The 13,551-nt window shown below is 72.1% G+C and carries 15 protein-coding genes; 12 read left to right on the forward strand and 3 right to left on the reverse strand.

All coding sequences use genetic code 11. The features are described from left to right. Positions 1 to 50 precede the first annotated feature (50 nt). A complete protein-coding gene (locus CRT23_RS28545) occupies positions 51 to 215 on the forward strand; it encodes a hypothetical protein (protein WP_181017392.1) in 165 nt (54 codons plus the stop codon). A gap of 63 nt (positions 216 to 278) precedes the next feature. Here CRT23_RS28545 and CRT23_RS19640 read toward each other — a convergent pair whose 3' ends face one another. Both CRT23_RS19640 and CRT23_RS29235 read right to left on the reverse strand, forming a co-directional pair. Next, entirely contained in the window at positions 279 to 1,079 is an 801-nt protein-coding gene (locus tag CRT23_RS19640) for a TerC family protein (protein WP_103711314.1), read from the reverse strand. Between the two features lie 232 nt (positions 1,080 to 1,311). Next, positions 1,312 to 1,461 carry a hypothetical protein gene (locus CRT23_RS29235; protein ID WP_245436393.1) on the reverse strand — a complete coding sequence of 50 codons (150 nt, stop codon included), beginning with the start codon at positions 1,459 to 1,461 and terminating at the stop codon, positions 1,312 to 1,314. A 524-nt stretch (positions 1,462 to 1,985) separates the two neighbouring features. Here CRT23_RS29235 and CRT23_RS19645 point away from each other — a divergent pair. Together CRT23_RS19645 and CRT23_RS19650 are read left to right on the forward strand one after the other, a co-directional pair. Continuing rightward, positions 1,986 to 2,780 (forward strand): ABC transporter ATP-binding protein, encoded by a 795-nt coding sequence (locus tag CRT23_RS19645; protein WP_103711316.1) that lies wholly within the window; start codon positions 1,986 to 1,988, stop codon positions 2,778 to 2,780. Beyond that, complete coding sequence (locus tag CRT23_RS19650) at positions 2,773 to 3,672, forward strand: ABC transporter permease (RefSeq protein WP_103711318.1); 900 nt, start codon at positions 2,773 to 2,775, stop codon at positions 3,670 to 3,672. The genes CRT23_RS19645 and CRT23_RS19650 overlap by 8 nt, the downstream gene beginning before the upstream one ends. A gap of 188 nt (positions 3,673 to 3,860) precedes the next feature. On the opposite strand, the gene CRT23_RS19655 is transcribed toward CRT23_RS19650, so the two are convergent. Then, complete coding sequence (locus CRT23_RS19655; RefSeq protein WP_103711320.1) at positions 3,861 to 4,757, reverse strand: GntR family transcriptional regulator; 897 nt, start codon at positions 4,755 to 4,757, stop codon at positions 3,861 to 3,863. Positions 4,758 to 4,862: 105 nt separating this feature from the next. On the opposite strand from CRT23_RS19655, the gene CRT23_RS19660 reads away from it, so the two are divergent. The 9 genes from CRT23_RS19660 to CRT23_RS19700 all read left to right on the forward strand — a co-directional run bounded on the left by CRT23_RS19660 (position 4,863) and on the right by CRT23_RS19700 (position 13,541). Next, positions 4,863 to 5,924 (forward strand): ABC transporter substrate-binding protein, encoded by a 1,062-nt coding sequence (locus CRT23_RS19660; protein WP_103711322.1) that lies wholly within the window; start codon positions 4,863 to 4,865, stop codon positions 5,922 to 5,924. Between the two features lie 3 nt (positions 5,925 to 5,927). Then, positions 5,928 to 6,713 carry a succinate dehydrogenase/fumarate reductase iron-sulfur subunit gene (locus CRT23_RS19665; protein ID WP_103711324.1) on the forward strand — a complete coding sequence of 262 codons (786 nt, stop codon included), beginning with the start codon at positions 5,928 to 5,930 and terminating at the stop codon, positions 6,711 to 6,713. Further along, complete coding sequence (locus CRT23_RS19670; RefSeq protein ID WP_055957578.1) at positions 6,710 to 7,039, forward strand: succinate dehydrogenase; 330 nt, start codon at positions 6,710 to 6,712, stop codon at positions 7,037 to 7,039. The genes CRT23_RS19665 and CRT23_RS19670 overlap by 4 nt, the downstream gene beginning before the upstream one ends. Beyond that, positions 7,036 to 7,416, forward strand: coding sequence for a succinate dehydrogenase, cytochrome b556 subunit (gene sdhC, locus CRT23_RS19675; RefSeq protein ID WP_103711326.1), 381 nt, complete (start codon positions 7,036 to 7,038; stop codon positions 7,414 to 7,416). The genes CRT23_RS19670 and sdhC overlap by 4 nt, the downstream gene beginning before the upstream one ends. A gap of 25 nt (positions 7,417 to 7,441) precedes the next feature. Continuing rightward, positions 7,442 to 8,314 carry a fumarate hydratase gene (locus tag CRT23_RS19680; RefSeq protein WP_103711328.1) on the forward strand — a complete coding sequence of 291 codons (873 nt, stop codon included), beginning with the start codon at positions 7,442 to 7,444 and terminating at the stop codon, positions 8,312 to 8,314. Positions 8,315 to 8,370: 56 nt separating this feature from the next. Continuing rightward, positions 8,371 to 8,976 (forward strand): fumarate hydratase C-terminal domain-containing protein, encoded by a 606-nt coding sequence (locus CRT23_RS19685; protein ID WP_103711329.1) that lies wholly within the window; start codon positions 8,371 to 8,373, stop codon positions 8,974 to 8,976. Next, positions 8,976 to 10,706 carry an FAD-binding protein gene (locus CRT23_RS19690; protein WP_103711331.1) on the forward strand — a complete coding sequence of 577 codons (1,731 nt, stop codon included), beginning with the start codon at positions 8,976 to 8,978 and terminating at the stop codon, positions 10,704 to 10,706. Before CRT23_RS19685 ends, CRT23_RS19690 begins: the two co-directional genes overlap by 1 nt. A gap of 39 nt (positions 10,707 to 10,745) precedes the next feature. Beyond that, a complete protein-coding gene (locus CRT23_RS19695; RefSeq protein WP_103711333.1) occupies positions 10,746 to 12,476 on the forward strand; it encodes a thiamine pyrophosphate-binding protein in 1,731 nt (576 codons plus the stop codon). Positions 12,477 to 12,608: 132 nt separating this feature from the next. Further along, a complete protein-coding gene (locus CRT23_RS19700; protein ID WP_245436395.1) occupies positions 12,609 to 13,541 on the forward strand; it encodes an ABC transporter substrate-binding protein in 933 nt (310 codons plus the stop codon). The last annotated feature ends 10 nt before the right edge of the window (positions 13,542 to 13,551 follow it).

Consider the following 13,551-nt stretch of genomic DNA (forward strand, 5'->3'; position numbering starts at 1 on the left):
GGGACGCGTCATAAGCGCTGCAACGCCATCACCACTCGGGACCGCCCTTCATGACCGCTCTGCTTCTCGTCGCCCTCGCCGGTACCGCCAACGTGGCGCTCGTGGCCTTCGTGGCCGACCGGCTGACCCCGAAGGACGCCGCCGTCACCGCGGCGGGCGAGCTCATCGTCGTGAACGACAACGCCCCGGCTTCGGCGGTGAAGCTGGCCGCCTGACGGCCCGTCTCCCTCTCCTGACGACCGGAGCCATCGGCCCCGCCTCTCCGAGGCGGGGCTTTTTCAGGTCTGCGTTCCGCCGCGGCCGAGGCCCGACGCGGGCGCTGCGGATCGGCTGCCGCGGACGTCCGCCTCGGCCCGGCCCACGGCGGCCGACGGCGGCCGCGCGATCGCCCGCTCGGATCGGCGCTTGAGCAGCAGGCCGATGCCGACCACGAGGGCGGCCCCGAGGGCGCCCATCGCGTGCGGGACGGCGCCCTGCAGGGCCGCGGGCAGCCCCTCGCTCAGGTGCCGCTGGACCAGCCGATCGGTGCCGATCATCTCGCCGGCCACCCAGCCCAGCAATCCGCCACCGAACCAGATCAGGATCGGGAACCGGTCGATCAGCCGGGTGATCAGGCTGGCGCCGACCACCAGGAGCGGCACCGACAGGGCGAGGCCGATGATGAAGAGCGCGTCGTGCCCCTTGGCGGCCCCCGCCACCGCCACGACGTTGTCGAAGCTCATGACGGCATCCGCCACCACGATGGTCCAGATCGCCCTGGGCAGGCTGGAATGCTCCTGGATGGCGCTCTCGTCCTCCGCCTCTCCGCAGACGAGCTTGACGGCGATGTGCAGCAGGACGAGGCCGCCCACCACCTTCAAGAGCGGCACCGCCAGCAGCTGCGAGATGATGACGGCGAAGAAGATCCGCAGCAGGGCCGCCGCGAGGGCGCCCGCGAAGATGCCAATCCGCCGCTGCCGCTCGGGCAGGCCGCGGCAGGCCATGGCGATGACCACCGCGTTGTCACCCGACAGGATGATGTCGATCCAGACGATCTGCAGCAGCGACAGCAGGAAGGAGGAGGTGAAGTAGGAATCCACGCGGAAAACGCCTCTGCTGCTCCGGCTCGGCGAAGCGATGGGGAACCGGGCAACGCGCTCGGGATGCTGAAGGGACCGGCACGGCCGCGCGCGGCGGACCGGTTCCGGACACGATCGAGGGATTGGCTTCGACGACGGAGCGGAGCACGGGCGTCCGCCGCGCGACCTCGCGCGCGACGAGGGCCTGCAGGGCGAGCGGACCGGCTTCGGCCTCCCCGGGTACTGTACCACCCTATTCCAGGATGCGCTGCGTCGTGCCCGGATCCGCGCGCGCCGCGCCGCCGCGCGGCCGGTCGCTCGCGGCCCAGAGGCCGAATATCCCGAGCAGGACCAGGACGATGCGCCCCGCAGGATCGGGGTCGCTCGAAAAGGTTCTTCTCAAGTGCCTGTGTCGTAGAACGAAGTCTCGACGAGAGCCCGTGACGGCGCACTCGACCGATTGGAAGATCTCGCCACGCGAGACTTGAAGACATCGCAGAACAGGTTCTAATCCTTGGCCGATCGGGGATCGTGCGGAGGCGGACTGTGCTGCGGAGCGACCAGGTTCCGGCGCGCGCTTCGGATCAGCGGCACGCCGCGTGCGGCGCGCGCCCTGCCGGGTCGGATCGGCACCGAGGACGCCTCTGCGCCGCGGCCCCAGAGGCAGCCGGCGGCGCCGAAACCCTGTCGAACAAGAATAAAAACCTGTCTTATAATAGATAGCTATTATATTTACAGGAAGGATCCTGCTTGGTATCGAGGAGTCGGGCGAACGATGTTGCCGGGGCCGACGGTTCTGGGCTTCGGCGAACACCGGATTCCGGCGAACCCGGAACTCCGGTGGACGAACGTCCGAAGGCAAAGCGGCTCCAGACCGCTCATCAAGATCAGCACGGCCGCCCTACGCGTGGCTAACGGGAGGATGCCATGAGCTTGGTGACAGGCTTGCCCTCGACCTTCACGGTGCCGCTGCTCGAGATCGACGGCGTCACGCTGCAGTACAAGACCCCTCACCACCTCGTCACGGCGACTTACCGGGTCAGCTTCCAGGTCTTCCCGAGCGACCGCTTCGTCCTGCTCGGACCCTCGGGCTGCGGGAAATCCACCCTGCTGAAGTCGGTGGGCGGCTACATGGCGCCGACGGAGGGGCAGATCCGCCTCAAGGGCCAGGCCATCACCGAGCCCGGCCCGGACAGGATGATGGTGTTCCAGGAATTCGACCAGCTCCTGCCCTGGAAGACCGTCCGCCAGAACGTCGCCTTCGCCCTCGAGGCCTCGGGACGCCTGTCGGGCCGGGCCGCCGACGAGCGGGCCATGCACTATATCGACAAAGTCAACCTCTCGGCCTTCGCCGACAGCTATCCGCACATGCTGTCGGGCGGCATGAAGCAGCGGGTGGCCATCGCCCGCGGCATGGCGATGGAGCCCGACATCCTGCTGATGGACGAGCCCTTCGCGGCCCTGGACGCGCTCACCCGCCGGCGGATGCAGGACGAGCTCCTGGCCCTGTGGGAGGAGACCCGCTTCACGGTGCTGTTCGTCACGCACTCGATCCCGGAGGCGATCAAGATCGGCTCGCGCATCCTCCTGCTCTCGCCGCATCCCGGCGAGGTCAAGGCCGAGCTCAACACCGCCGGCTCGCCGCAGGAGACCCTGCTGCTGGAGCAGCGCATCCATCAGATGCTGTTTTCCGAAGAGATCCAGGAGGCGGAGAATGTCTAGGACTGCGAAGGCGCTCGTGTCACCCGTCCTCCTCCGGCCCGCCCGTCCCGAGATCGTCCGCGAGACCGGCGGCGCCTATGGCGGCGCCGTCGTCGAGAAGCCGCTCTCGACCGTCGAGCGCCTCTACAACCAGGGCTGGCTGCGCAAGCTCGTGATCCTGGCGGTGCTGGCCCTGATCTGGGAGGCCTACGGGCGCTTCCTCGACAACGACCTGCTGTTCCCGACCTTCACCGCCACCGTGGCGGCCTTCGGCCGGGGCGTGGCGGACGGCACCCTGGTGCTGCGGGCCTGGGGCTCGATCAAGGTCCTGCTGATCGGCTACGGCCTCGGGATCGTGCTGGCGACCCTGCTCACCGGCATCGCGATCAGCTCGCGCATCGGCACCGACTTCCTCGAGACGATGACGTCGATGTTCAATCCCCTGCCGGCGATCGCGCTGCTGCCCCTGGCGCTGATCTGGTTCGGCCTCGGCAACGGCAGCCTGATCTTCGTGCTGGTCCATTCGGTGACCTGGGCCATCGCCCTCAACACCCATTCGGGCTTCCTCTCGGTCAGCCGGACCCTGAAGATGGTCGGGCGCAACTACGGTCTGCGCGGCGGCCGGCTGATCACCAAGATCCTGATCCCGGCGGCCTTCCCCAGCATCCTCACCGGCCTCAAGGTCGGCTGGGCCTTCGCCTGGCGCACCCTGATCGCGGCGGAGCTGGTCTTCGGCGTCAGTTCGGGCTCGGGCGGCCTCGGCTGGTTCATCTTCGAGAACAAGAACATGCTCGACATCCCCAATGTCTTCGCGGGGCTGCTGACCGTGATCCTCATCGGCCTCTGCGTCGAGAACCTGATCTTCCAGACCATCGAGCGCCACACCCTGCAGCGCTGGGGCATGCAGGCGTAAGTCCGCGTCCGGTCGACCGCTGCGATCGGCGCGGGCGGACCGGGCCTCCCCGCCCGCGTGGGACCCGCGCGTGACAGGCGCCGAAGGGAGCGATCGGAGAGGGTCCGGGACCCGATCCGTTCGATCCCTCAGGGGCGCGGACGGGGGCTTCGCGCGCCGCCCAGGCGGCCCGACCGGCCTCCGCTCCGTCAGTCGAGGTCGGCGCGGTAGTCGAGCGCCGCCGTCCAGCTCTGGCGATACTCGATGGGGTCGCCCGTGAGGGCGACCGCGACCCGGCGCACCAGCAGCAGGGGCGCGCCCGGCGCACAGCCGAGGGCGTCCGCCATGGCGGGGCCCGCCCGGTCGGTGGCGATCGTGTCCCGGGCCCGCGCCACGGTCTGGCCGCAGCGTGCCTGGTAGAGCACGTAGATCTCCTCCAGCATCTCGGCGCCGGCTTCCGGCTTCAGGGCGGCGAAGGGTTCGGCCGGCAGCGCGATGCGCTCGTAGATCAGCGGCACGCCGTCCTCGCTGCGGGTCCGCAGCAGGACCAGCACCCGCGCGCCCGCCCCCAGCCCGAGGGCGGCCCGGTCCTGCGCGTCGGCCCGCGCGGTCCCGGCCGAGAGGACGCGGGCCACGGGGCGGAACGGCCGCCCGTCGCCGTGGACGAAGCGCAGGAAGCGGAAGCGCGACCGGTCGCTCGAATGGGGCACGACCTGCGTGCCGCGGCCGTGCTGGCGCTCCAGCAGCCCTTGCCCGACGAGGTCCTCCATGGCCTTGCGGATCGTCCCGATGGAGACGCCGAGGTCGAGGGCCAGCTGCGGCTCGCTCGGCAGGTAGCCGCCCGGCTTCCAGGTCCCGTCCACGATCCGGCGCAGCAGCAGGTCGCGGGCCTGCAGGTAGAGCGGGCGGCTCGCCAGGGGTTCCGTCATCAGCGACGCCATGGGTTCGAGCTTGGGCTCGATCTTGGCCTCGACCTTGGGCTCGACCCGGGCCTCGAGCTTGGGCTCGACCCGGGCCGCGTCCTTGGCCGCGTCCTTGGCCGCGTCCGGCGACGGGACGTCGGGATACGCCTCGGGATCGGCGGGGGCGCGCATGCGGTTCGACATCGACAACTCATGTATATGACATATGACCGTTGACAGGGGTCGGCACGAGGCTATCGTGGCGCTCGGCACCGGACCAGAGAATTCGGGCCTGCGCAGGAGGAACCCATGGCACTTGGCCGTCTCGTGGCTTTTGGCCGTCTCGTCCGGCTCTGCGGCGCCGCGGCCGTGCTCTCGGCCGGTCTCGCGGCGGGTCTTTCCGCGAGCCTCCTGGCCGGCGCGGGATCCGCCCGGGCGGAGGCCTCCGTGGTGCGCCTCGCCAAGCAGTTCGGCATCTCCTACCTGCCGCTCACCGTGATGGAGGAAGAGAAGCTCCTCGAGAAGCAGGCCCGCCAGCAGGGGCTGGAGCTCAAGACCGAGTGGCTGCGCTTCACCGGCGGCTCGGGCATGAACGAGGCCCTGCTCTCGGGGAACCTCGACTTCGCCGCCGGCGGGGTCGGGCCGATGCTCACGATCTGGGGGCGCACGCGGGGCAACCTGCAGGTCAGGGGCGTGGCGGCCCTGAACGCCATGCCGCTCTGGCTGGTGAGCGTGAACCCGGCGGTCACGTCGATCAAGGACTTCACCGAGAAGGACAAGATCGCCCTGCCCACGGTGAAGAGCTCGATCCAGGCCATCACCCTCCAGATGGCCGCCGAGAAGGCCTTCGGGCCGGGCCAGCAGGGCAAGCTCGACCCCCTCACGGTCTCGATGGGCCATCCCGACGCCCAGACGGCGATGCTCGGCGGCCGCTCCGAGATCACCGCGCATTTCGGGTCGCCGCCGTTCCAGGAGATGGAGCTGAAGGACCCCAAGGCCCGCAAGGTGCTCGACAGCTACGACGTCCTCGGGGGGCCGCACACCTTCAACCTCGTCTGGGCCAGCAGCCGCTTCGTCACCGCCAACCCGAAGATCGTGGCCGCCTTCCGGGCCGCCCTGGAGGAGAGCCTGGCGCTGATCAAGGCCGAGCCGGCCCGGGTCGCCGCCCTCTGGATCAAGGCGGAGAACGCCCGGCTCACCGAGGCGGAGGCGGTGGAGATCATCCGCGCGCCGCAGACCCAGTGGACCAGCGCGCCCCTGAACATGCTGGCCTATCTCGACTACATGAACCGCGCCGGCCTCGTGGCCGCCAAGGCCACCGACCAGGGCGAGCTGTTCTTTCCCGGTGCCGTCGCCAAGGCGGAGCGCTGAGGCATGAACGCTCCGGTCCCCACCCCCTCCCGGGCCGACCCCACGGTCGAGGCCGTGCCGGGCGAAGCGCTGACGGTGCGCATCCGGCGGGACGACGGCTTCCAGACCTTCACCGTGGCGCGGCGCCCGGCCCAGACCATCCTCGACGTGGTCACGGAGATCCAGCGCGCGCAGGACCCGACGCTCGCCTACCGCTTCGCCTGCCGGGTCGGCATGTGCGGCTCCTGCGCCATGACGGTGAACGGCCGCCCGCGCTGGACCTGCCGCACTCGGGTCGCGGCGGTGGCGGACGACGACGGCCTGACCCTCGAGCCCCTGCGCAACCTGCCGGTGATCAAGGACCTGGCCGTCGACATGGAGCCGTTCTTCGCGAAGTGGACGGCCGCCCACGGCGCCTTCGAGCCCGGCGACGCGCCGCCCGCGGACTTCGCCCGGGTGGCGCCGGACTCGCCGGCGCGCCGGGCGGTGGATGCCGGCATCGAGTGCATCAATTGCGGCGTCTGCTACGCCGCCTGCGACGTGGTCACCTGGAACCCGGACTATCTCGGCCCGGCCGCCCTCAACCGGGCCTGGACCCTGGTGAACGACGTCCGCGACCGGGGCCAGGAGGCGCGGCTGGAGGCCGTGTCCGGGGATGCGGGCTGCCAGTCCTGCCACACCCACATGAGCTGCACCGAGCATTGCCCGAAGGCCCTGGCGCCGACCTTCGCCATCGCGGGCCTGAAGCGCTCCACCGCCCGGTCCGCCCTGAAGCGGCTCGGTGTCCGGCACTTCCGGAGGTCGGCATGAGCCCGCTCCTCTACGTGGCGCAGCGCGGCACCGCCGTGATCCTGGCGGTGGCGGTGGCGGTCCATCTCGGCACGATCCTGTACGCCGTGCGCGGCGGCCTCACCGCCGGGGAGATCCTCGGCCGGACGCAGGGCAACCACGCTTTCCTGCTGTTCTACGGCCTCTTCGTGGTGGCGGCGGCGATCCACGCGCCCATCGGCCTGCGCAGCATCCTGCGGGAGTGGACGTCCTGGCGCGGACGCTCCCTCGACGGGGCGATGCTCGCCGTCGCGGCGCTCCTCCTCGTCCTCGGCCTGCGGGCGGCGCTGGCGGTCTACGTCGCATGAGCGCCGGGACGCAGACCGCCGGCCCGCGGCGCGGCGCCCTCCGGGCGGCCCGTCCGCGTGCGGGCTTCGCCGCCGCCCTGCTGCATCGCCTCTCGGGGATCGCCCTGGCGCTGTTCCTGCCGATGCACTTCATCGCCCTCGGCACCGCGCTGCAGGGGGCCGACCGCCTCGAGAGCTTCCTCGGGCTGACCCATAACGGCTTCGTGCGCACGGCCGAATGGGGCCTCGTCAGCGCGCTCGCCCTGCACATGGTCCTGGGCCTGCGCGTGCTGGCCCTGGAGTGGTTCGTCGCCCGGGAGCGGACGGCGCTCGTCGTCTCCGCCTGCGTGGCGGCGGGCCTCGCGGTGGGGCTCCTGTTCCTGCTCGGCGGCGCCTGAGCCCAACCCCTGAAAGGAGACCGGCATGGACCTCGACCTCACCGAAGTCGAAGCGGTGTGCAAGGACCTCTACGTCCGCGCCCTGAAGCTGCTGCCGCCGGACATCAAGGCGGGCTTCGCGGATCTCGCCCGCGACGAGACCAGCGCCACCGGCCGGGCGATCCTCGGCACCATGGTGGAGAACATCGCGGTGGCCGAGCGCACCAGGAACATCCTCTGCCAGGACACCGGCATCCCGATCTACAACGTGGTGATCGGGCGCGACGTGCGCGTCGAGGGCATCGACCTCAAGGCCGCCATCCGGCGCGGCTGCGCCCGGGCCACCACCGAGCACTCCCTGCGCTCCTCCGTGGTCCACCCGATCACCCGCGTGAACGAGCAGACCTCCTGCGGTATCCGCGTGCCGATCATCCACGTGGATTTCGACGACCGGCCCGAGACCGTGTCGGTGGAGATGATCCCCAAGGGCTCGGGCTCGGAGAACGGCTCGTTCCTGCAGATGCTCCTGCCCTCGGACGGCATCAACGCGGTCAAGCGCTTCGTCATCGACCGGGTGATTGAGCTCGGCGGCCGCGTCTGCCCGCCGACCATCGTGGGCGTCGGCATCGGCGGCACCTCGGACCTGTGCATGCACCTCGCCAAGGTGGCGGCCACCCGCAAGCTGCGCACCGCCTGCTCCGATCCCGAGGGCGCCCGGATCGAGGCGGAGCTGTCGCGCGCCGTCAACGAGCTCGGCATCGGCCCGCAAGGGCTCGGCGGCCGCTCCACCAGCTTCGCGGTCCATGTCGAGGTCGCCGCGACCCACATCACCCAGAACCCGGTGGCGGTGAACATCCAGTGCCACTCGGCCCGCCGGGCCCGGGCGACCTTCACGCCCGGCGGCATCGCCTTCGACTGAGCCCGGCGCACGCCGCCAGACGCCTTCACAGACGCGGCCGCCGGGAGGGCAGCGCCATGCACCACGTTCTCGACATGCCGATCGACGCGGCGCAGGCCCGCGCCCTGAAGATCGGCGACACCGTCACCCTGCGCAAGACCCTGTTCGGCATCCGCGACGCCACCCTGATCCACATGTTCGACCGGGAGCGCCGGACCCATCTCGACCTGTCCGGCCACGCGGTCATCCACACCGCGCCCAACGTCCACCGCGTGCCGGTCTCGCCCGAGGCGCCCGTGGGCTACGCGCCGTTCTGCATCGGCACCACCACCTCCATGCGGATGGAGCGCTTCACCGACGCCCTGATGCGGCGCGAGGGCGTCCGCCTCATCGTCGGCAAGGGCGGCATGGGGCCGAAGACCCTGGAGGCCTTCGCCGCGCAGGGCGGCGCCTACCTCGCCATCGTGGGCGGCGCCGCCGCCCTGGAGACGACCTGGATCGAGCGGATCGACGACATCGACCTCGACGACCTCCACCCCGAGAGCCTGTGGAAGTTCGCGATCCGCGACTTCGGACCCCTCCTGGTCGGCATGGATTCCCATGGCGGCTCGCTCTTCGCCGAGGTCCAGCGCGACGTCGCCAGCCGGCGGGATGCCATCATCGAGAGCCTGGGAGCCGCCTGATGCGCACCGTGCCGACGACCATCGAGACCGACATCCTCATCCTGGGCTCCGGGGGCGCCGGCCTGTTCGCCGCCCTCCACGCCAAGAAGGCCGCCCCCGACCTCGAGGTCACCGTCGCGGTCAAGGGGCTGCTCGGCAAGTGCGGCTGCACCCGCATGGTCCAGGGCGGCTACAACGTCGCCCTCGCCCCGGGCGATTCGGTCGAGCGCCACTTCATGGACACGATCGAGGGCGGCAAGTGGCTCAACAACCAGGAGCTGGCCTGGACCCTGGTCACGGAGGCGCAGGTCCGCATCCGCGAGCTGGAGACCGAGCTCGGCTGCTTCTTCGACCGCAACCCCGACGGCAGCGTCCACCAGAAGGCCTTCGCCGGGCAGACCTTCGACCGCACGGTGCACAAGGGCGACCTCACCGGCATCGAGATCATCAACCGCCTCTCCGAGCAGGTCTGGCGCCGCGACGTCCGGCGCCTGGAGGATCACCGCGCCCTCGAGCTGATCCCGGCCGCCGACGGCTCCGGCCTCGCCGGCGTCCTGATGCTCGACATGCGGACCGGCGCCCCGGTCCTGGTCCGCGCCCGGGCGACCCTGCTCGCCACCGGCGGCGGCCCGACCATGTACAAGTTCCACACGCCCTCCGGCGACAAGACCTGCGACGGGCTCGCCATGGCGCTCCGCGCGGGCCTGCCCCTGCGCGACATGGAGATGGTCCAGTTCCATCCCACCGGCCTGCTGGCGGGCGCGGGCACCCGGATGACCGGCACGGTGCTGGAGGAGGGGCTCCGGGGCGCGGGCGGCTACCTGCTCGATGCGTCGCAGGAGCGCTTCATGCAGCACTACGATCCCCGCGCCGAGCGGGCGACCCGCGACGTCGTCAGCCGCTCGATCATGCGGCGGATCCGCGACGGCCATGCCACGCCGCATGGCGGCGTCTACATCCAGATGAGCCATCTCGGCCCCGCGGACGTGGCCGCCAAGTTCAAGGGCATGGTCGAGCGCTGCGCCGATTGCGGCTTCGACCTCGCCGGGGGCCTGGTCGAGGTCATCCCCACCGCCCACTACATGATGGGCGGGGTCGCCTTCCGTCCCGGCTGCGGCACCGCGCTGCCGCGCCTCTACGCGGCCGGCGAGGATACCGGCGGGGTGCACGGGGCCAACCGCCTCGGCGGCAACGGCGTCGCCAACTCGACGGTGTTCGGCGGGCTGGCCGGCTCCGCCATGGCCCGCGCGGTGCGCGGCGCGCGGACCCTGGCCGAGCCCGATCCCCACGTGGTCGAGGCCGGGCTCGCCCGCGCCTACGGTCCCCTCGGCCGCCCGGCCGGAGACCTGGAGGCGATCCGGGAGGCCCTCTACGCCACCATGTGGGACGATGTCGGCATCCTGCGCGACGCGGCCGGGCTGGCCCGGGCCGGCGAGCGCCTCGACGGCCTCGCGGCCGCGGTGGCGGAGGCCGGCATCCCCGACGGCGACCGCCGCTACAACCTGACCTGGATGGACCGGCTCAACCTCGAGAACCTCGTCCTCGTCAGCCAGGCGATCCGGGCCGCGGCCCTGGCCCGCACCGACAGCCGCGGGGCGCATTTCCGCGAGGACTTCCCCGAGACCTCGGATCTCGCCACCTCGCACTACACCGTGGTGCGCCGGGCCGGGGACGGACTCGACGTCACCCTGGAGCCCGTCGCCTTCACCCATGTGCGCCCGGGCGCCTCCCTCCTCGACGCGGCCGCCTGAGGCCGCACCCCCATCCGACGGAGCGCGGAGAGAGACGTCATGGACCAGTCCCCGGGCCGGCCGCGCGGCGCCGACATCGTCGTCGAGACGCTGGAGCGCCTCGGCGTCCGCCGCATCTTCACCCTGTCGGGCAACCACATCATGCCGATCTTCGACGCCCTGCTGGGCACGGACATCGCGGTGGTGCATGTCCGCCAGGAGGCGGCCTGCGTGCACATGGCCGATGCCTGGGGGCGCCTCACCGGGGAGGTCGGCGTCGCACTGGTCACCGGCGGCCAGGGGCAGACCAACGGTGCCGCCGCCCTGTTCACCGCGCTGGCGGCGGAGAGCCCGGTCCTGCTGCTCTCGGGGCATGCCGGCCTGTCGGAGATCGGGCGCGGCGCCTTCCAGGAACTCGCCCAGGCCGACATCGCCCGGCCGATGACCAAGGCCTCGTGGACCGCCGCCTCCGTCGACACCCTGGCGGACGACATCGCCCGGGCCCTGCGGATCGCCCGCGAGGGCCGGCCGGGGCCCGTGCATCTCAGCCTGCCGGTCGACCTCCTGGAGGCACCGGCCCAGGCCGTCCCTCCTTCCTCGGCCCCAGCCGAGGCCGCCCCCCCTTCCTCGGCCCCCGCCGCGGCCGCCCCTCCTTCCTCGGCCCCGGCCGAGGCCGCGATCCGGGCCGGCGAGCCCGGAGCCGACCTCGTCGCGGCGGTGATGGCGGAGCTCGGCCGGGCGCAGCGCCCGCTGATCCTGTGCGGCCCGGTCGCCTGCGGCGCCGCGGGGCGCGCCCGGATGGCGGCGCTGGAGGCGGCCTCGGGCCTGCCCGTTCTCGGCATGGAGAGCGCGCGCGGCCTCAACGATCCGAGCCTGGGCGCCTTCGCCGAGGTGCTGGCCCAGGCCGACTGCCTCGTGCTCGTCGGCAAGCCCCTCGACTTCACTTTGAAGTTCGGCGAGGCGCCCGCGGTGGCGCCGGCCTGCCGCTTCGTCGTCATCGACCCCGATCCCGCCCTCGTCGCGCGGGTCGATCCGGGCCGCCTCGCCGTCGCGGGCGCGGGCGATGCGCTGGCGACCCTCGCGGCCCTGGCCCGATCCTGCCGCGCACGCCCCTCCGACGCGGCGCGCCGCCCCGGCGAGGGGACGGACTGGCCGGCCGCCGTGCGGGCGGCGGTGGCGTACCGGCCCGCGGACTGGGACGACCGGCGCGGTCCCGAGGGCCGCCTCCATCCGGTGGAGCTGTGCCGCGGGGTCGCCGCCTTCCTCGACCGGCATCCCGGCGGCACGCTGATCTGCGACGGGGGCGAGATCGGGCAATGGCCCCAGGCCCTGGTGCAGGCCCCCCGGCGCCTCATCAACGGGGTCTCGGGCACCATCGGGGCCTCGCTGCCCTTCGCCCTGGCGGCCCGGCTCCACGACCCGGCGGGGCCCGTGGTGGCGGTCCTGGGGGACGGCACCTTCGGCTTCCACATGGCCGAGTTCGACACCGCCGTGCGCTACGGCCTGCCCTTCATCGCCGTGGTGGGCAACGATGCGCGCTGGAACGCCGAGTACCAGATCCAGCTGCGCCAGTACGGCGCGGCGCGGGCCCGCCACTGTGACCTCCTCAGCTCCCGCTACGACCGCGTCGTCACGGCGCTCGGCGGCCACGGCGCCCTCGTGACCCGGGCCGAGGACCTGCCCGGGGCGCTGGAGGAGGCCCATGCCAGCGGCCTGCCGGCCTGCCTCAACGTGCTGATCGAGAGCGTGCCCGCCCCGGTGATCCGCCGGCCGAAGGTCTCCGCTCCGTAAGGCGGGCCGACCGCCCCCACCCTCGCGAGTCCGGTCCAGGGAGGTTCACATGCGCCGACGCGACGTCCTGGCCCGGGGGCTGCTCGGCGCGGGACTGCCCCTCCTCGCGGGCCTGCGCCCGGCCTGGGCCAGGTGCAGGCGGTCAGCATCGCGCGCCAGCCGAGCCTGGGGCACCTGCCGCTGATGCTGATGGAGGACCAGGGCCTGCTCCAGAAGCACGCCGCGGCCCGGGGCCTGACGGGGCTCGCCGCCCGCTACGTCACCCTGGCGGGCGGGGCCGCGATGAACGATGCGCTCCTGTCCGGCTCGATCCAGTTCGTGGCCGGCGGCGTGCCGCCCCTCGTCCTGCTCTGGTCCAAGACCGAGGGCACCGGCCTGGCGGTGAAGGGCGTGGCGGCGATGAACGCCATGCCGCTCCTCATGAACACCAACGCGGAGCGCATCCGGTCGCTGGCCGACTTCACCGACCGGGACAAGATCGCGCTGCCGGCCGTGAAGGTCTCGGTCCAGGCCATGTTCCTGCAGATGGCGGCCGAGAGGGAACTCGGCGCGGCGCGGCGGAACGACCTCGACCGCCTGACCGTGACCCTGTCGCACCCGGACGGCATGGCCGCGCTCCTGGCCGGCCAGGAGGTGACCGCGCATTTCACCGCCGCGCCGATCCAGGAGCTGGAGCTGCGCAGGCCCGGCATCCGGACGATCCTCAACAGCTTCGACGTGCTCGGCGGGCCCTCGACCTTCAACGTGGTCTGGGCTTCCGCCGCCTTCGTGGAGGCCAACCCCACCGTCCATGCCGCCTTCACGGCCGCCCTCGAGGAGGCGGTGGCGTCCATCGCGGGCGACCCCCGGGCCGCCGCCGCGGCCTATGCGCGCCTCGCCCGCGACGGCTCCGATGTCGGCCTGATCGCGTCGATCCTGGCCTCGCCCCAGGTCACCTTCACGACCACGCCCCAGGCGATCCTCCCCGTGGTGACCTTCATGGCCCGCACCAAGGTGATCCGCCGCGGCGCCCAGGACTGGCGAGAGCTGTTCTTCGCCAACGTCCACGCCAAGCCGGGCAGCTGAGTCGAGCCGC

Source organism: Methylobacterium sp. V23, from assembly GCF_002917135.1.
Classification (GTDB): Bacteria; Pseudomonadota; Alphaproteobacteria; order Rhizobiales; family Beijerinckiaceae; genus Methylobacterium.